The sequence below is a fragment of the Streptomyces sp. ISL-10 genome (assembly GCF_018614575.1).
Taxonomy (GTDB): Bacteria; Actinomycetota; Actinomycetes; order Streptomycetales; family Streptomycetaceae; genus Streptomyces.
Genome location: NZ_JAGGOJ010000020.1, coordinates 237,147 through 255,157, shown reverse-complemented (window position 1 = coordinate 255,157; position 18,011 = coordinate 237,147). Strand labels below are relative to the sequence as shown.

General features: G+C 72.7%; 13 protein-coding genes. 1 reads left to right on the top strand and 12 read right to left on the bottom strand.

Annotated features, from left to right (window positions below; all coding sequences use genetic code 11):
- Positions 1 to 84 precede the first annotated feature (84 nt).
- Entirely contained in the window at positions 85 to 1,071 is a 987-nt protein-coding gene (locus J7E88_RS24630) for a methyltransferase domain-containing protein (protein WP_215184653.1), read from the top strand.
- 121 nt (positions 1,072 to 1,192) lie between these two features.
- On the opposite strand, the gene J7E88_RS24625 is transcribed toward J7E88_RS24630, so the two are convergent.
- From J7E88_RS24625 to J7E88_RS24570, 12 genes are all read right to left on the bottom strand, one after another.
- Positions 1,193 to 2,440 (bottom strand): FHA domain-containing protein, encoded by a 1,248-nt coding sequence (locus J7E88_RS24625; RefSeq protein ID WP_215184651.1) that lies wholly within the window; start codon positions 2,438 to 2,440, stop codon positions 1,193 to 1,195.
- A gap of 71 nt (positions 2,441 to 2,511) precedes the next feature.
- Entirely contained in the window at positions 2,512 to 3,873 is a 1,362-nt protein-coding gene (locus J7E88_RS24620) for a VWA domain-containing protein (RefSeq protein ID WP_215184649.1), read from the bottom strand.
- Between the two features lie 142 nt (positions 3,874 to 4,015).
- Positions 4,016 to 5,377, bottom strand: a complete 1,362-nt coding sequence (locus J7E88_RS24615; protein ID WP_215184647.1) for a PP2C family serine/threonine-protein phosphatase — start codon at positions 5,375 to 5,377, stop codon at positions 4,016 to 4,018.
- Between the two features lie 3 nt (positions 5,378 to 5,380).
- A complete protein-coding gene (locus J7E88_RS24610; RefSeq protein WP_215184645.1) occupies positions 5,381 to 8,071 on the bottom strand; it encodes a serine/threonine-protein kinase in 2,691 nt (896 codons plus the stop codon).
- Positions 8,068 to 9,405 carry a hypothetical protein gene (locus J7E88_RS24605; RefSeq protein WP_215184643.1) on the bottom strand — a complete coding sequence of 446 codons (1,338 nt, stop codon included), beginning with the start codon at positions 9,403 to 9,405 and terminating at the stop codon, positions 8,068 to 8,070. The genes J7E88_RS24610 and J7E88_RS24605 overlap by 4 nt, the downstream gene beginning before the upstream one ends.
- A 130-nt stretch (positions 9,406 to 9,535) precedes the next feature.
- Positions 9,536 to 10,633, bottom strand: coding sequence for a glutamate ABC transporter substrate-binding protein (locus tag J7E88_RS24600; protein WP_215184641.1), 1,098 nt, complete (start codon positions 10,631 to 10,633; stop codon positions 9,536 to 9,538).
- 11 nt (positions 10,634 to 10,644) lie between these two features.
- Positions 10,645 to 12,039 (bottom strand): hypothetical protein, encoded by a 1,395-nt coding sequence (locus tag J7E88_RS24595; RefSeq protein WP_215184639.1) that lies wholly within the window; start codon positions 12,037 to 12,039, stop codon positions 10,645 to 10,647.
- Positions 12,040 to 12,408: 369 nt separating this feature from the next.
- Positions 12,409 to 13,419 (bottom strand): BadF/BadG/BcrA/BcrD ATPase family protein, encoded by a 1,011-nt coding sequence (locus J7E88_RS24590; RefSeq protein ID WP_308307590.1) that lies wholly within the window; start codon positions 13,417 to 13,419, stop codon positions 12,409 to 12,411.
- Entirely contained in the window at positions 13,416 to 14,681 is a 1,266-nt protein-coding gene (locus J7E88_RS24585; protein WP_215184636.1) for a 6-phospho-beta-glucosidase, read from the bottom strand. The genes J7E88_RS24590 and J7E88_RS24585 overlap by 4 nt, the downstream gene beginning before the upstream one ends.
- 3 nt (positions 14,682 to 14,684) lie before the next feature.
- Positions 14,685 to 15,593: a carbohydrate ABC transporter permease gene (locus J7E88_RS24580; RefSeq protein WP_215184634.1), complete on the bottom strand. Its 909-nt coding sequence runs from the start codon at positions 15,591 to 15,593 to the stop codon at positions 14,685 to 14,687.
- Positions 15,594 to 15,596: 3 nt separating this feature from the next.
- Complete coding sequence (locus J7E88_RS24575; RefSeq protein WP_215184632.1) at positions 15,597 to 16,550, bottom strand: carbohydrate ABC transporter permease; 954 nt, start codon at positions 16,548 to 16,550, stop codon at positions 15,597 to 15,599.
- On the bottom strand, positions 16,550 to 17,887 hold the full coding sequence (locus J7E88_RS24570; protein WP_215184630.1) for an ABC transporter substrate-binding protein: 1,338 nt from the start codon (positions 17,885 to 17,887) through the stop codon (positions 16,550 to 16,552). Before J7E88_RS24570 ends, J7E88_RS24575 begins: the two co-directional genes overlap by 1 nt.
- Positions 17,888 to 18,011: the final 124 nt, after the last annotated feature.

Genomic DNA, 18,011 nt, shown 5'->3' with positions numbered 1-18,011 from the left:
AAGGCCGCGGGGGTACGCGAGGGGGCTGTGCACCGCCCGGCGGGGGCGCTCGCTTCGCCGCCGCGGGCGCAGGAGAGTGGAGGCATGGGTGCACATGCGGACCGATTCGCCGAGCGGGGCGCCGAGGCGCGCTCCGCGCTCGTGCGCCGGATCGTGGCCTCCGGCGGGCTGACCGACCCCGCCTGGCGGGCCGCGTTCGAGGAGGTGCCGCGGCATCTGTTCGTGCCGTACTACTTCATCGGCAGGGCGGGCTCGTACGAGCGCCTGTGGTGCGAGGACCCCGATCCCGAACGGCAGGACCGGTGGCTGCGCGGGGCCTACGCCGACGAGCCGCTCGCCACTCGGGTCCGCGACGGTGAACTGGTCTCCTCCTCCAGCCAGCCCTCGCTCATGGCCGAGATGCTCGAAGCCCTCGACGTACGCGACGGCGACACGGCGCTGGAGATCGGCGCGGGCACCGGCTACAACGCGGCCCTGCTGGCGCACCGCCTCGGCGCCGAGGCGGTCACCACCGTCGACCTGGACCCTGAGATCACCGAGGCCGCCCGCAGGCACCTGGCCGCCGCCGGCTACCGGCCCGCCGTCGTCACCGGCGACGGCGCACGCGGCTGCCCGGAGCGCGCTCCCTTCGACTGCGTCATCGCGACGTGCACGCTGCCGTCGGTGCCGCACGAGTGGCTGCCGCAGTGCAGCCCCGGCGCCCGGATCGTCGCTCCGCTGTCGACGGGCATCATCGTGCTGCGGGTGCGCCAGGGCCCGGAGGGGCGGACGGCGGAGGGGCGTTTCCTGCGGACGTCGGCGTTCTTCGTACCGCTGCGCGGCACGCAGGTTCCGCCGGAGGCCCGAGCGGGCGGGCTGCCCCGGCGCGCGGTCGAGAACGACCTGTTCCGCTTCCTGCTGAGCCTGACCGCGGGCAGCCTGGATCCCCGCGAGGCCATGTCCCTGTGGGACCGCGAGCGGCGTCCCGAGCGCAACCGTTTCGGGATCACCGTCGCCGACGCCCACCAGTGGGCCTGGCTGGACGACCCCGAGGGGCCGTACGTCTGGCCGCTCGACACCCGGCCGTCCTGACGGAGCGGCGGCCAACCCCCCTGCCCGGCCATGCCCGCGGGGTCTCCGCGCTCAGTACGGCCATGGGCCGGGACATACGGCGGCCCCGGCCCGGACCGGTGGCCGGGGCGGGGCCAAAGAGTCAGCCGCGGCGGACCGTGATCGTCGTCCAGGCCCCGACATGGACCCGGTCGCCGTCGTTCAGCGGGATCGGGACATAGGGCTGGATCGGGTCCTCGGCGCCGTTGAGCGTCGTGCCGTTCGTGGAGTTCTGGTCCACGACGGCCCAGGAGCCGTCCGGCTGCTGCACCAGCACCGCATGCTGGTGCGAGACGCCGGGATCCTCCGGCGGCACGGACAGATCGATGTCGGGCGACTCTCCCGTCGAGTGCCTGCGGCGGCCGATCGTGACCTGGGTGCCGGTGAGCGGCAGGCGCTGCTCGGGGGAGTACGCGGGCAGGTTGAGCCCCGTGGCCTCCGGGCCGCTGCGCTGCATCATCGCCATGAAGTACTCGCGGTCGGGCCCGATCACGGCCGTCCAGCCCGCCTGGGCCGGCCGGCCCGGGAACTGGGGAGGCTGCCCGCCCTGCTGCTGGAACGGCGGCGGGCCCTGTGGCCCCTGCCGGCTCTGGTGCTGCGGTGCCTGGTGCTGCGGTGCTTGGGGTGCCTGTGGCCCCTGGTGCCGCGGTGCCTGTGGCCCTTGGGGGGCCGGCGGCGGGGGCGACTGGGTGCGCGACGGCGGTGACAGCATCCAGTCGTCGCCACCACCCGTGTGCTGCGGCGGCGCGGGCGGCGCCGGGGGACCGGACTGCTGGAAGGCGGGCGGCGGGCCGCCCTGCTGGAACGCCTGCGGAGGCTGCTGCGGCCCGGAAGGCTCCTGCCCCAGCGGCTCGGCGGGCCGATTCATCTGCGACGGCCGCGAGCCCTGGTACTCGAAGGGGTCACGCTGCTGCGGGGGCCGCGGGGGCCCCTCATGCGGGGGCGGGCCCTGCTGGGGCGGCGGAGGCGGCGGCCCCTGGTGCGGGGGCGGCACCTGATGCGGCGGTGGCGCGGGCGGGCCCGGCTGGGACTGGAAGCCCGGCGGAAGGTTCAGCCCGGGCTGCGGCGGCGCCGCCGGCGTGTAGGAAGTGGCGGTGTTCGTGAGGAAGTTGTAACGGCACTCCTCGCAGAACGGGGCCATGGCTTCGCGCGGCGTACGGCACTGCGGGCAGAGCTCGGCCTGGGCGGTGGCGTTCGGATCGCCGCCCGGGCCCGGGTAGCCGTAGGAGGGCGGTGGGGGAGGCGGTGGCGGCACGGCTCCCGAGGGAGCGCCAGGACCGGCCATGCGGTGGCCACAGACCTCGCACCAGTCGTCGGAACCCGACTGGTGTCCGTTCGGGCAGGTCGGCATGTCGGCGCCTCCCCCTCTCCTTCTGGCGGCCCCAGGGCCGATCCACGTCTGCTCGTGCGTACTGCTCGTGTCTACTTCTTCACGCGAACCGTCTTGGTGGAGCGCGTTTCGAGAGTCATCTCGTCCGCCTCCGCGACCTTCGCCTTCAGTCGCACAGTACCCGTCGCCGCATCGACGACGTCCACCACCTTCGAAAGCAGTTTCGCAGTGTCCTCGTTCCCGGAATGGGCCGCGAGCTGCACCGCGCGCCCCAGTTTCGCCGTCGCGCCGTCGATGTCGCCCATCTTCCGGGCGTCCAGGCCCTGCTGAATGACCTGGGCCAGTTCCACCTGGCCCGTGTAGTGCGCGACCTGAGGGTTGATCGAGGTCGACGCCACCATGTCGTCCGTCCACACCGCCCGCACGAGCCCGTGGGCCAGGACCTCCGGAGCGCCGCCGTCCGCCGCCGGAACGATCAGCGAGACGCGCGCCGCCAGCATCTCCTGGCCGATGCCGGCCTGCGGAACCTTCACGCACACGTGGTAGTCGCGCGATTCGTCGCCCCAGGAACCGGTCGGATAGTCCCCTGCCCGGGGCGGGACCTCGGTACGCCGCCCGGTCAGGTCCTCCACCCTCGGCGCGACCTGCTTGACGAAGCCGATCTCCACACCGACGGGCGTCCACAGCCGCAGTGACACGTCCGCGACCCCTTTGCCCATCGCGTTCTCCATCATCTGCGTGAAGTCGGCGGCCAGTCCGCTCGGATCGGCGACGATGTCGGCCGTGCCGAGCAGGGCGGAGGCGATGCCGGTGACCTCCTTGACCTCCCAGTCGGTGCCCACACCGCGGGCGTCGCAGGTGAAGCGGCCCGCGCACTCCGCCAGCGCCGAGCGGAGATCCTCGGGCGACTCGTGCTCGTTGCGGCCGTCGGTGAGCAGGATGCCGTGCCGGATCGCCACGTCGGACGAGGAGAGCAGCCGGTCCGCCAGCCGCAGCCAGGTCCCGATCGCGGTGCCGCCGCCCGCGCTCAGCCGGCGCAGCGCGTCCTTGGCCTGGGTGCGGGTCGCCGGATCGGCGACGGCGAGGCGGCCGTCGCCCGGGTAGACCTCGGCCGCCTTGTGGGTCCCCGCGACCACGGCGAAGGCGACTCCGTCGCGCAGTGTGTCGATGGCGGCCGCCGTGGCGTCCCGGGCGTTGCGCATCTTCGTCGGCGGGTAGTCCATCGATCCGGAGCAGTCCACCATGATCACGACACCGGCGTCCGGGGCGGTGCGGCTCGGTCCGGACGACGGGTCGGGCGACGCCCCGAGCAGCGGCACGCCGGCCGTGGTGCCACCACCGGTCGACGTCACGGTGACGATCGCGTTGACCTCGCGGCCGCCCTCGGGGAGGTACGCGTTCTGGTAGACGTCGACCGAGAACTGCGGCACCTGGGACTTGGAGAAAACGGCCATCGGAATCGGCTCCTCGGGGCCCCACCTGGCGATGGGTCGGGACAGGGACGGAAAGGGCGTGGGGCACGGGCGAAGGGGCCGGGCCGCCCCGGCAGGCGGTGCGGCCGGGGGGAGGGAGCCGCCCGGAGGCGGGTTCCTTCCCTCAGGCCGGTCCTGCCCCTTCGCCCCGGACCGCGAACGGCAGCACCGCCACCGTGACGTTGTCGTGACCGCCGCCGTCGAGGGCATGACCGACGAGGACCTGGGCGCTGTGCAGCGGCCGTTCGGCAGCGTCCGGGGGCACGGCGCGCGCCATCTCGTCCGCGCCCTCGGCGTAGTTCCACAGACCGTCCGTGCAGACCACGACCACACCGGAGCGGTCCGGCTTGAACGACGCGGTGTGCGGCTCCAGTTCGTACGCGTCGGCCCCCAGCCAGCCCGTGATCGCGTGGGCGCGCTCGTCCGCGTACGCCTCGGCCTCGTTCATCAGGCCGGCGGCGACCATCTGCGCCGCCCACGAGTCGTCCTCGGTGAGCCGAGCCGGCGGGCCGCTGCGATCGTCCGGCACCCAGTAGGCGCGGCTGTCGCCGACCCAGCCGACGACCAGCAGTCCGCCGGCCGCGACGGCGCTGACGATGGTGCACGCCGGCGCGTTCTGCCGATGGCCCTGGTCGGGCTCCGAGCCGTCGCCCGAAGCGCCTCCGTCGACAAGGGAGTTGACCGCGGTGGCGGCGGCGACGATCGCCTCGTGCATCGCCTGTTGCGGATGGGTGCCGCGCGGCAGTGCGGCGAGCAGCTCCTCGTTGGCCGCGCGGGCCGCCGCCGACGACGCCTCGTCCGGTCGGGTGGCCGAGGAGACGCCGTCGCAGACGACCGCGACGACGGCGGGCGAACCGTCCGGCAGGGAGGTGGCCGAGACCGCGAACGCGTCCTCGTTGCGGTGGTGGCGCAGGCCACGGTCGCTGACGGCGGCGACCGACCCGAGCTCCTGCTCCATGTGGTCGCGCTCACGGGGCTGGGCGTGGCCGCAGTTCTCGCAGTAGCCGTCGGGGTCGACGTGCCCCGCGCGGCAGGCCACGCACAGCCTGCCGCCCGACGGCCCCCGCGTCGGCGCCGCCAGGGGCTCGGCGGCGCGCGGGTCGGCCGGCGCGGCCCTTACCGGATCCGGGGCTGCTCCCACCGTGTCCGGTGCGACGCCCGCAGGGTCAGGGGCGGCCAGCTCGAAGTCCCCCGAGGGCGGGGTGTCGTAGCGGACGCCGTGGTGCGACAACTCATCGCCGTCGGAGTCCGTGCCGGGCAGATCCCCCGGCTGCTGTGTGCGCGGAGACATGCCCGAGGTGTCGGTGACGGTGGCGGCGGGCCACTCCACGGGTGTGCCGATGGCCAGGGTGGGGCGGTCCGGCGAGGGCGCGGGAACGGCCGACAGGTCGTACCCGCAGGCTCCGCAGAATCGGTCGCCGGGCTCCACCGGCTCCTCGCAGCCGGGGCAGGCCGGGTCGTCGGCCGGCTGGTGCATCTGCGCCATCAATCACACCCACGTCCGGGGGCGGTAGCGGTTCGCCCGCTCCACCAGCTCTATCCGCTCCTCACCGCGCTGGGCGAGCCGGGCCAGGACCCGGTAGGAGCGTTCCAGGCCGAAGCGCAGGCCGCGCTCGTCCAGTTCGCTGCCGAGCAGCACGGTGGGCGTGCTCGCGCTCGGCGAGGGGGGTGCGGTCGGAACGGACGGCAGGGCTCCGGGACTACCGGAGAGTACCCAGTCGAGCGCCGTCCCGAGCACCTCGGTGGCCAGCTTTTCGCGTCGCACCGCGTCGAGTCCGAAGCTCCCCAGTGCGTCCACCTGCGCGGCGGCCGCCGACAGGTCGTCAAGAAGCGGTTCGTGCACGGCGCGCCGGCGCAGTCTCGCCCGTACGGCGGCCACCCGCGCCGCCGTGTAGTGGATCGACGCCTCCGGCACCGACTCCAGCGTCCGTACGGCTCCGGCGCGGTCGCCCGAGGCGATCTGCACGCGGGCGAGCCCGAACGCGGCGCTGACGAAGCCCGGATCGGTCGTCCACACCAGGCGGTAGTACTCCGCCGCGTTGTCCAGTTGCCCGAGGACCTCGGCGCACAGGCCGAGCGCCAGCTTGGGCGCGCTCTCGCCGGGGAACGCGTCGTACACCGCGTCGAACGACAGGGCCGCCGCCTCGTGGTCGCCGGTCACCAGCGCCGTGACGCCCTGGTACCAGACGACGCGCCAGTCGTCTGGCCGTGCGCTCTCCAGCGTGGCGAGCGTCCGGGCCGCCGAGGGGAGATCACCCGTTTCCAACAGGGCCCGCAGCTCGCGCAGCAGCGTCTCCGGTGAACTCGTGGCCGCCGCCCGCAGCGCGGCGATCAGCTCGGCCGGGGCCGCGGCCATCAGGCCCGCGAGGAATCCCGCGTTCGGATCGTTCGGATCGACCAGGGGGACGGGGAGGGCCAGGGCCGTGCCGCGGGTGTCGAGGCCGGCGAGGTGCGGGGCGAGCGCGAGAGGTGCGGTCGCCAGTGCGCCCCCCGGGGCGCGCTGCGCGGGCACCGGGGCATGATCGGTGCGGGCCGGTGCGCCGCCTACAACCGGTGCGCCCCCCATCGCCGGGACACCGGCCGCCGGCGGCGGCGCCCCGGGCAGCGACGGCATCGGCGGCGGCCCCGGCGGCACTGCGACGCCTCCGGTCGCGCTGCCGTTCGCCCCGGCCTTGGGGCGGCGTGCGCCCGCGGGGGGACGGGCGCCCAGCGATGAGACGTCCTCGTCGAGCTCGGCGAACAACTCCGTGTCCATCACGCGCAGTTCGGAGCCGAACAGCGTCGAGAGCGCCGGGCGCGGCCGGCCCGTCTGCAGCGCGACGACCTCTCGCAGCACTCCGGTCAGCTGCTCGGCCATCTCCTGCGCCGAGGCGAAACGGCGTCCCGGGTCCGGGTCGGTGGCCCGCACCAGCAGCCGGTAGAACGACTCGTAGGTGCGGAAGACGTGGATGTGCTCCGGGTCGGGGAGGGAGTCCGCGAACACGTTCGTGTAGCCCTGGAAGTCGAAGGTCAGCACCGCGAGCGTCCGCGCGACCGTGTACAGGTCGGATGCCACCGAGGGTCCGACCTCGGCGACCTCGGGGGCCTGGTAGCCGACGGTCCCGTAGATGGCGGACTCGTCGTCGTCCATCCTGCGGACCGCGCCCATGTCGATCAGCTTGAGCTGGTCCTGCTGCTGGATGGCGTTGTCGACCTTGAAGTCGCAGTAGAGCAGGTTCCTGCTGTGCAGATGGCCGAGCGCCTCCAGCGCCTCGATGCCGTACGCGCACGCCTGCTCGACCGGGAGCGGATCGCGCCGGCCGTCCGGGCCGCGGCGCCCGTTGGCGATCTCCTTCAGCGACTTGCCGCCCACGTACTCCATGACGATGTAGCCGTCGAGGGATCCGGTGCGCTGGTCGAGGTGCTCGACGAAGTTGTAGATGCGGACGATGTTGGAGTGCTCGATCTCGGCGAGGAAGCGGCGCTCCGAGATCGCCGCGGCCATCGCGTCCTGGTCGCCCGTGTCCAGCAGGCCCTTGAGCACCACCCAGCGGTCGGACACCGCGCGGTCCACCGCCAGGTACACCCAGCCGAGACCGCCGTGCGCCAGGCATCCCACGACCTCGTACTGGCCGTGCACGATGTCGCCGCCCTTGAGCTTGGGCACGAAGGAGTACGGATGGCCGCACTTGGTGCAGAAGCCCTCCGTGCGGCCCGGCCGGTCACCGCGCGCACGTCCGACCGGCGCGCCGCAGTCCGAACGCGAGCAGAACCGCTTCCGCTCGGGCACCTCCGGGTTCGCCATCACCGCCGTACGCGGGTCGGGCCGCGGCACCTCCGGCATGGTGACCAGCCCGGCGCCCAGCCTGCCGCGCCCCGACGCGGCCGTGGACGACCCCGAGCTGCGCACCGAGACCGAACGCGATGACGTGCTGCTCCCGGACAGCGACCGCGAAAGCCTGCCCGAGACCGAACGGCGCGAGGACGACGAACGCGACGACGCCCGCGAGGAGCGCGAACTGCTGCGCGCCGACGAGGAGTCACGGCCGCCCCCGGCGACACCGGTGGGCTGCGATTCGACCATGCCGGTCGGGGACACGACCGGCGCGAGACCGCAGGTGTCGCAGTACAGCTCGCCGCCGCCCATGTCCTCGTACGAGCCCTCGCAGCCGGGGCGCTGGCAGTTCGTCTTCTCGCTCATGAATCCCCCCTGCGTTCCTCGGGCACCGCTTCGCCCTGCCTCGGCACCAGCGCTTCGGCGGCGGCCTGCTGATAGCGCAGCACCGCCTGCTCCGCTGCGCGCAGATCGCACGGTGCGCTCCACAGCATCCGCCGCGCCACGTCGTACCGCTCGATCAGGAGCGGGTCCTCCGCCATCCCGTGCCGGGCGACCTTGGCCTTGTAGGCGTCGAGCCGGCCGCGCAGCTCGGCGCGCACGGCCAGCGGCGCGGTGACCGCCGTCAACGATTCCCGGGCCCGGTGCAGTTCGTCCTCCGCCTCGCGCTCCAGGGACTCCAGCAGCGGCGACAGGCGGTGCCACTGGGAGTGCCGCCGGTACTCCGCGGCCGTGGCCAGCCGCTCCTGCAGCGCCGTGGGCGGTCCGCTGACCGCGGGGACCTCGGACGCGGCGATCTTGGCGAGCACCTCGCCCCGCGCCGAGCGGGCCTCGGCCAGCGTCCGGTCGGCACGCGAGAGCAGGTCGCGCAGCCGCAGCAGCCGCTCCTCGGAGTCCTGCCGGACCCGGAGCACCGCCTCGATCTCCCGGCGCACGTCCTCCAGGGCGCGCGCCGCGCGGTCGTAGCGGTCGGTGTCCGGGCGGCCGCCGCCCGGCGCCGAACTGCCGGGCGCGGGACGCCAGAAGGCGAGGGGGTCGGAGACGACCTGGGCACGCAGCGCGGACAGCTCGTGGGTGATGCCCTCCAGGTCGTCACCTGCGGTGTGCTCCCCGGGCCGTACGCCCACCGAGTGGGCGAGCGAACGGGTGCGCTGCAGCTCGGCGGAGAGCAGATCGATCCGGGCCGGCAGCGCCGACCACACCGCGTCCGCCGCGACGACCATGTCGAGCGCCGCCGCGTACAGCTCGTTCATCCGGGCGACCAGCTCCCCGAGCGTGAACTGTTCGGCGAGCCTGGCGGGTCCGGTGAGCGACGGTGCCGCGTGCGCGGCCGGTCCGGCCACCGTCACACTGCGACCGCGCAGCCGCTCGGTGAGCTCGGCCAGGTCCTCGCGGCTGGACCAGCGGCGACGGGCACGCAGCTCACGCAGGTCCGTCAGCGCGGCGGTGTACGCGTCGAAGTAGCTCCACAGCAGCGTGATCGACTGCTCGGCGGCGGCCCAGCGCTCCTTGGTGACCCCGGTCAGCTCGGCCCCTTCGAGAAGCCGTCGCCCGGCATGGTCCTGCAGGGCGAGGAGCGAGGTCTCGACCGCCTCGTGCTCCGCGCCGAGCCGCGCCAGCGCACGGTCCACCTCGTCCCGGTCCATCACCGGCCCGTGCGGTGTCCCCGCCGAGCCGGGGAAAGGTCCCGCGACGCTCATCGATCACGTCTCCGTTCGTGTCCGTGCCTGTCCGGGACGCGCCCCGGTCTGCTCTGCGTGCTGTGTGCTGCCCGTTCCCGCGCAGCTGCCCTGCGCCCGCCGGGCGGCGGGTCCTCTGGCGGCTCCCGGCCTACTCGGCCCGGTACTTCGGCTCCGGCGGCCCGGTTATCCCGGGCAGGTCGGTGGCCAGCCACTTGTCGTACGCCTGCATCCACGGTCCCCTGCGGTAGTCGACGAGCACCTGGTTCACCCGGCGCACGAGGTCGTCCTTGCCGAGCTTGGTGGCCACGCCGTAGAACTCGGTCGTGAACGGCTTGTCGCCCTTGAGCTCCACCGCCGGATCCTGGGCGGCCTGACCCGCCGCGAGGGCGTTGTCCGTGACGATCGCGTCGACCAGTCCCTGCTGGAGTCTGACGAGGCAGTCCAGCTGGTTCGGCACGGTGTAGAGGTCCTCGTCGCCCGGCTGCCCGTCGTGCTCGTCCCTGAACGTCGCGCCGAAGCTGTTCTTCTCCAGCGCCTCGTACGCCGTGGAGCCCTCGGCGGAGCACACCCGCTTGCCCGTCAGGGACGTGTCGTACCCGGTGATCGGCGAGCTCTTCGGCGCGAGGACCTGCTGACCCGCCTGGAAGTACGCCGTGGAGAACGCCACCTGCTCGATGCGGCTGCAGTTGATCGTCATGGTCCGCACGACGATGTCCACCGCCCCGCTGTCGAGGGCGGCGATGCGCTGGTTCGTCGGTATCGCACGGAAGATGATGTCGTCCTTGCTGCCGACGATGTTCTCGGCGATGGCCCGGGCGAGATCGATGTCGAAGCCCTCCAGGACGCCGCCGGTCGCAGGGGCAAAGCCCTCTTCGCCGCCACCTGGATCCGCCGGGTCCTGACCGCCGCCCGCCGGGTTGCGGTAGCCCCAGCGGTAGCTGTTCTGGTCGACGCCGACGATCAGCTTCCCGCGGGCCTTGATCGCGTCGATGTTGGGGCCGCCGGCCGTGGAGGGCCGCAGCGACGCCTCCGGGTCCTTGCAGTCGTCCGCCTTGCCGGGGACCGCCGTGCCCTGACCGGCGGGGTGCGGGCTGAGGGCGTCCGCGCCGCCGTGGGCCAGCGGCAGCAGTGTGACGGCCGCGGTCAGCGCGCACGCGGCGGCCATTCCCGCGACGCCGCCCCAGCCGCGCAGGCGGCTCGCGCGCCACAGGCGCAGCGGACGCGAGCCCGTCCTGGTGTCCGTCATCTCTCCCCCTCTCACCGGTATTCCGAAAGCCTGCGGTTGATGCCGAGGATCGCGGCCACGGCCCCGATCACGGCCAGCAGCGCGGCCCCGACCGGCAGCCCGGTGAGCGCGCCGCGCCCGTCCTTCGCCGCCTCGGTGAACTCCCGCTGCTCGTGCGCCAGCGCCTTCTCCAGTGCCTCGTCCACCCGGTCGAAGGACTCGTCGGTGGATCCCTTGCCGCCGATGACCTTCCGCACCGCGCCGTCGTAGTCACCTGCCTGGTCGGTGGCGGCCACGTCCTTGTGGCGGGTCTGCCACTCGGACACGCCGCGGACGGCGTCCGCGACCGGGCCCCGGCCCTCTGCGTCGTCGGCCAGCCGCTGCGCCCGGCCGAGCTGTTCGCCCAGGCGTGCCATGCCGGCGTCGTACTCCGTCTCGTACTTGTCGCTCCGGCCGTCGTCGGTGAGCACCGCGCCCCGGGCGACCAGCGTCAGATTCTCGTTGGCCCTGGCCTTCAGGGAGTTGATGCGGGCGTCTCCCAGGACCTTGAGCGACTGCTGGCCGTGCGCCTGCGCGTCGTTGAGCTGGGCGCGGGCCACCGTGTGCCCGACCGCCAGCCACAGCAGCATCACGGTGGACGCCGCGGTCGCGGCGAGCAGGCCCTGGTTGAAGACCCGGTTCGTACGGCGGTAGGTGCGCCGCTGGGCCCACACGAGCACGGCCAGGGCGGCCACACCGGCTCCGAGGGAGGCCACCGGCCAGAACCGGGCGTCCTCGTCGTCCTGCTCCAGCCGTGCCGTCTCCGCGTCGTACAGCTTCTGGGCGGCGGGCAGGAGGTGCTTGGTCATCAGCTCGTTGGCGAACCGAAGATACGCGCCGCCCAGCGGCCGGCCGAGCCGGTTGTTGGCGCGGGCGGTCTCTATCAGGCCCGTGTACCGGGGAAGCTGTTCGTTCAGATCGGCGATCTGACGGCCCGATTCGCTCGAACTGTCGGTGTTGGTCGCCGCCTTGACGAGCAGCCGGGACGCGAGCGCGATGTCCTTCTCGTACCTCTCGTGGACGTCGCGGGGCTCCTCAGCGCCTGCCAGGAAGCCGCTCGACGCCGCCGTGTCCGCGTCTGCCAGGGAACGGTAGATCGAGGCGGCGTCGGCGCTGAGCGGCTGGCTGCGGCTCACCACGTCGTCGGCGGCCGCCGCCCGGTCGGCGACCTCGAACGCCGTCACCGCTCCGAACAGCACCACCAGCCCGGCCAGAACGGCCCCGATGATCTGCAGTCGCCCCGGCTCGGTCGTCGCCGCGGCACGCAGCCGCCGCTTTCCCTCGGCCCAGGCGCCGCCGCCGTGCGGCGCCGGTCCGGCCGGCGGCCGTACGGGTGCGGGCGCAGCGGCCGGCTGGGGTGCGGTGCGCACATTCGGCGGGTGTGTCACGTGACCTCCCCCTCGGTCGCCGACGGCCCGCCCCCCGGCGGGTCCTGGGACAACTCCCGGCCAGCAGTATGGCCGCAGGGGACTGCTTCACACCAGAAGGGTCTGGATCTTGTCCCACTCGCCGCGACTCGGGGCCGCCTCGACGTCGTGCCGGGCCCGTCCCCCCAACCATGTCCCCACAGTGAATACGCCTCCCGGCCCCGACCGGTTCCCCCCGAACGGGTGAACGTGCGGCGGCCGTGCCGGAGCGCAACGGCCGCACGGTCCGGGTGCGACTGCGCGGCCGCGCCCGGGAGCGCATACGCCCGCGCCGCCCGCCCCGGCGCGGGGCGGGCGGGCGGCGCGCGGCACAAGACGTGAGCCCCCGGATCAGCCCCCGTAGTGGGCCCGCAGCCGCTGCCGGGCCTCGGGCGGCGCCGCGATGTGGTCGAGGCCGAGCAGCGCCGCGCCCAGTACCGGTGCCGCCGTCACCACGCGCACCACCGCCTTGGGAGCCCTGACGGCCAGCAGTTCGGCGATGTCCGCGTCCAGTTGGGGATGGCGCGCCGCCAGCACACTGCCGCCGAGCACCAGCGGTGCCTGCTCGTCGAGCAGGTCCAGCCGCTCCAGTGCCACTGTCGCCATGGCGACGACTTCCTCCGCCAGCCGGCGCACCAGGCCGCGGGCCACCGGGTCGCCGTCCGAGGCGGAGGCGAAGAGCACCGGTGTCAGCTCGTGCTTGCGCGCGGCCGGGACACGGCCCAGGTGCAGTGCCTCGATCACGGCGTACATCGAGTCGAGTCCGAAGTGCGCGGGCAGTGCCCGCGCCAGCGCCGTCGGCTCGCCCCGGCCGTCCTCCGCGCGCGCCGCGAACCACAGCGCCTCGTCGGCGAGTCCCGCTCCGCCGCCCCAGTCACCGGAGATCCTCCCGATCGCGGGGAAGCGTGCGGTGCGGCCGTCCGGCAGCATCCCCACGCAGTTGATGCCCGCCCCGCACACCACCGCGACGCCCCGCGGCTCGTCCACCCCGGCGCGCAGGACGGCGAAGGTGTCATTGAGGACCTGTGTGGTGCGCCCCCATCCGCGTGCGTGCAGGGCCTCGGTCAACTCGGCTTCCTCCACCGGCAGATCGGCGTTGGCGAGGCAGGCGGAGACGTGCTCGGCGCCGTCGACCGGCGTGCCGGCCGCCCGCGCGGCGGCGAGCACCCCGCCGACCGTCGACGCCAGCGCGTCGACGGCCGTGGCGACGCCGACCCGCGGTGGCTGGAAGCCGGACCCCCTGGCCGACGCCAGGACGGTCCCGTCGGCGCCGACGCAGGCGACGTCGGTCTTGCTGTTCCCCGCGTCGATGGCGAGGACCACACCGGCGGGCCCGGGGCGGGTTGCGGGAATGTCGCTCACGCCCACGCCAGGTGCTCCCGGTTGTGCGCGACGAGCCGGTCGGTGAGCTTCTCCGCGTACGCGTACTGGCCGATCAGAGGGTGCGCGAGCAGGGCCTTGAAGACCCGGTCGCGACCGCCGCGCAGGGCGGCCTCCAGCGCCAGGTCCTCGTACGCCGTCACAGCGGCGATCAACCCCGCGTACAGCGGGTCGAGTTCCGGTACGGCCAGCGGCGCGGCGCCGCCGGTGCCGACGCGGGCCTGCACCTCGACGACCGCGTCGTCCGGCAGGAACGGCAGCGTGCCGTTGTTCAGCGTGTTCACCACCTGCACCGGGCTGCCCGCGCCGCCCAGGAGCGACGCCGCGAGGTCGACGGCCGCCTCGGAGTAGTACGCGCCGCCCCGCTCGGCGAGCAGGTCCGGCTTCTCGTCGAGCGCCGGATCGGCGTACATCCGAAGCAGCCGCCGCTCCATCTCCGCGACCTTCGCGGCCCGCGACGGCTTGGTGCGCATCTCCCGCACCACCTCGTCATGGGCGTAGAAGTAGCGCAGGTAGTACGAGGGGACGACGCCCAGCCGGTCCAGCAGCGGGCGGGGCAGCCGCAGGTCGTCGGCGATGGCGTCACCGTGTTCGGCGAGCAGTTTGGGCAGCATGTCGGCGCCGTCAGGGCCGCCGAGGCGCACACCGGTCTCCCACGTGAGGTGGTTGAGCCCCATATGGTCGAGGTGGACGTCGGCCGGGGCGACGTCCAGGAGCCTCGCGAACTTGCGCTGGAGCCCGATGGCGACGTTGCACAGGCCGACGGCGCGGTGCCCGGCCTGCAGCAGTGCGCGCGTCACGATGCCCACCGGATTGGTGAAGTCGATGATCCAGGCGTCGGGGGCGGTCCGGCGGACGCGCTCGGCGATGTCGAGCACCACCGGAACGGTGCGCAGCGCCTTGGCGAGGCCGCCGGCGCCGGTCGTCTCCTGCCCGACGCAGCCGCACTCCAGCGGCCAGGTCTCGTCCTTCTCGCGGGCGGCCTGGCCGCCGACGCGCAGCTGGAGCAGGACCGCGTCCGCGCCGGCGACGCCCCCATCGAGGTCGGAGGTGGTGACGATCCGCCCGTCGTGGCCCTGCTTGGCGAAGATCCGCCGGGCCAGGCCGCCGACCAGGTCGAGCCGGTCGGCGGCGGGGTCGATCAGCACCAGTTCGGAGATCGGCAGGGTCTCGCGCATGCGCGCGAATCCGTCGATCAGCTCGGGGGTGTAGGTGGAACCGCCCCCCACAACAGCGAGTTTCATGGGTTAGCCCTTCACTCCGGTCAGGGTGACGCCCTCGATGAAGGCCTTTTGTGCGAAGAAGAAGACCACGATCACCGGTGCCATGATCAGCACCGTGGCCGCCATGGTCAGGTTCCAGTCCGTCTGATGGGCGCCCTTGAAGGACTCCAGGCCGTAGCTCAGGGTCCACGCGGCCGGGTTCTCGGAGGCGTAGATCTGCGGTCCGAAGTAGTCGTTCCAGCAGTAGAAGAAGTGGAACAGCGCGGCGGCGGCGATCGCGGGCCGCGCCATGGGCAGCACGACACGGACCATCGCCCGGAACTCCCCGCAGCCGTCGATCCGGGCCGCCTCGGTGTACTCGCGGGGGATCGTGAGCAGGAACTGCCGCAGCAGGAAGATGGTGAACGCGTTACCGAAGGCGAACGGGACGATCAGCGGCCACAGCGTGCCCGCGAGGTCCATCTGCCGCGCCCAGAACAGGTACATCGGCACGATGATCACCTGGGGTGGCAGCATCATCGCCGCGATGACCAGCATCATCATCACGTTGCGCCCACGGAAGCGGAACCTGGCGAGCGCGTAGGCCACCGGCAGGCTGCTCGCCACGGCGAGCACGGTGCCGACTCCCGCGTACAGCAGGGTGTTGCGCCACCACGTCAGAAACCCCGGGGTGTTCCACACGGTGGCGAAGTTGCCCCACTCCCAGGTGTGCGGCCACAGGTCGCGGGTGAGCGCCTGGTCGTCGCTCATCACCGCGGTCAGGAACACGAAGACGAACGGCAGCACGAAGAACAGCGCGGCCGCGATCCCCAGGGCGTGGACCGCGATCCACTCCAGGGCGGCCCTGCGTCGGGCAGTGCGCCGTGCGGCGGTGCTCACCGCGCCGGCGGCCGGCGGGAGGATCCGCACGGAAGGAGAGGTCGTCCGGGTCATCGGTCAGTCCTCCGGCGACATGAAGCCGCTGCGCCGGCGCATCAGGAACGCCGTGAACACCATGGCGAGTACGAACAGCACCAGCGCGACCACGCACGCCGCTCCGGTGTCGAAGCGCTGGAAGCCCAGGTTGTAGACGACCTGCGGGACGGTGAGCGTGGACTTGTCGGGATAGCCGGGCTCGAAGTGCTGCCCGGAGCCGCCGATCACCCCGCCGGCCACCTTCGCGGCGACCAGCGGCTCGGTGTAGTACTGCATCGTCGCGATCACTCCGGTGACCACCGCGAACAGCACGATCGGCGAGATGTTGGGCAGCGTCACGAAACGGAAGCGCTGCCATGGGCTCGCGCCGTCCAGCTCGGCCGCCTCGTACTGCTCCTTGGGCACGTCGAGCAGCGACGCCATGAAGATGACCATCAGGTCGCCGATGCCCCACAGCGCGAGCAGCGTGAGCGAGGGCTTGGACCAGGCGGGGCTGTTGAACCACTCGGGCTGCCCGAGCCCGAGCGCGCCCAGGACGGTGTTGGCCGGGCCCGTGCCGGGGTTGAGCAGGAAGACGAACGACATCGTCGCCGCGACCGGGGGCGCCAGATAGGGCAGATAGAACAGGGTGCGGAAGACCCCCGCGCCTGTCCTGATCCTGGTGATCAGCATGCCGATGCCGAGCCCGAAGGCGACGCGCAGCGTCACCATCACCAGCACCAGCCACAGAGTGTTGGCCAGGGCGGGCCAGAGATGCGGGTTGTCGCGGAAGACGTACACCCAGTTCTTCAGACCCACGAAGGAGGGCGGGGTGAACCCGTCGTACTCCATGAAGGAGAAGTAGACGGTCGCGACCAGCGGGTAGGCGAAGAAGACGCCGAACCCGACGAGCCAGGGGGACAGGAAGCCGAGGGTGCGCAGCGCGGAGCGCCGCCGCTTGGACCTCAGTCCCGGTGCGAGGTGGGCCGTGGTCATCAGCGGGCCTGCTCGTTGTCCTTGTCGACCTGGGTGTCGTTCTTCCTCAGCAGCGCGTCCAGGTCCCTCTCCGTGCCCCTCTCGTACCGCTGGGCGTGGTCCTGGAGGGTGAGCAGGAAGGCGCCGCCGTTGACGGACGAGGGCGCGTGCGAGCTCTTGGGATGCTGCGCGATGTCGACGAACGTGCGGTACAGCGGGTCGCTGCTCAGCTTCGGCGACTTCAGCGCGGCGACGGTGGAGGGCACGTTGTGGATGGCGTTGGCGAAGGAGACGACGGCGTCCGTGTCGGTGGACAGGTACTTCACCAGCTCCCAGGCGGCGTTCTTCTTCGCGCTGTTGCTCGCGATGCCGAGGATCGTGCCGGAGAGGTAGCCCTTGCCGTAGTCGGCGACCTGGTCGTCCGGGACGGGGAAGGGGGCCGCCCCGATCTCGAACGGCAGCTTGGCGTCGGAGGCCATCTTGCCGCGCCACTCGCCGTCCAGCTGCATGGCGACCCGGCCGGTGTGGAAGGGGTGCTTGGGGCCCCACTCGTCCCCGAGCGACGTGCGGAACCGGTTGAGTTTCGCGAAGCCTCCGAGGTCGTCCACGAGCTTCTTCTGCCAGGCGAACATCGCCTTGACGGCCGGATCCTTCGCCGTGTTCGACCTTCCGTCCGCGTCGAGGTACTGGATGCCGAACTGGCCGCCGTAGTGCTCGACGGTCGTCTCGTAGCCGAGGTACAGGGGCATGAAGCCGAGGCGCTCGAAGCCGTCGCCCCCCGGCTTGGTGAGCTTCTTCACCGCCGCGTCGAACTCGGACAGCGTCTTCGGCGGGGCCTTGATGCCGGCCTCCTCGAAGGCCGTCTTGTTGTAGTACAGGCCGTACGCGTCGCCCAGCAGCGGCACGGTGCAGCGGGTGCCGTCGTGCTCGGTGTACTTGGCCATCTGCGGCAGGAACGTCTTCCCCGGGTCGATCTTCGACGTGTCGAGGAACGGCTTCAGATCCGTGAGCGCCCTGGAGGAGCAGAACCGGCCGACGTTGTCGGTGGTGAACGACGAGACCACGTCGGGGGCGTTGGAACCGCCCGTACGCAGGCCCTGGTTGAGCTTGTCGTCGGTGATGCCCTTGACGACCCTGACCGTGATGCCCGGGTGCTTGTCCTCGAAGGCCTTGATGTTGGCCTCGATGGCCGCGACCTCGCTCGGCGCGGACCAGCCGTGCCAGAAGGTCAGCGTGGTCTTCGCGTTCGGGTCGTCGGAGGCGTTGTTCGCGGCCGAGCCGGTACAGGCCGAGGCGAGGAGGGATATCGCGGCCGTCGCCGCGAGCGCGGCAGCCGTCGTCCGGCGGTTTCTGGGCATGGCGGTGTCTCCCTGTGACGAGGACGGGGTCGGGGCAGGGGAGAGGAACGGAAGGAGAGGAACGGAAGGGGAGCGGAGCAGAGGGGGAGCGGAGCAGAGGAGGAAGCAGGAGGAAGGAGGGGAC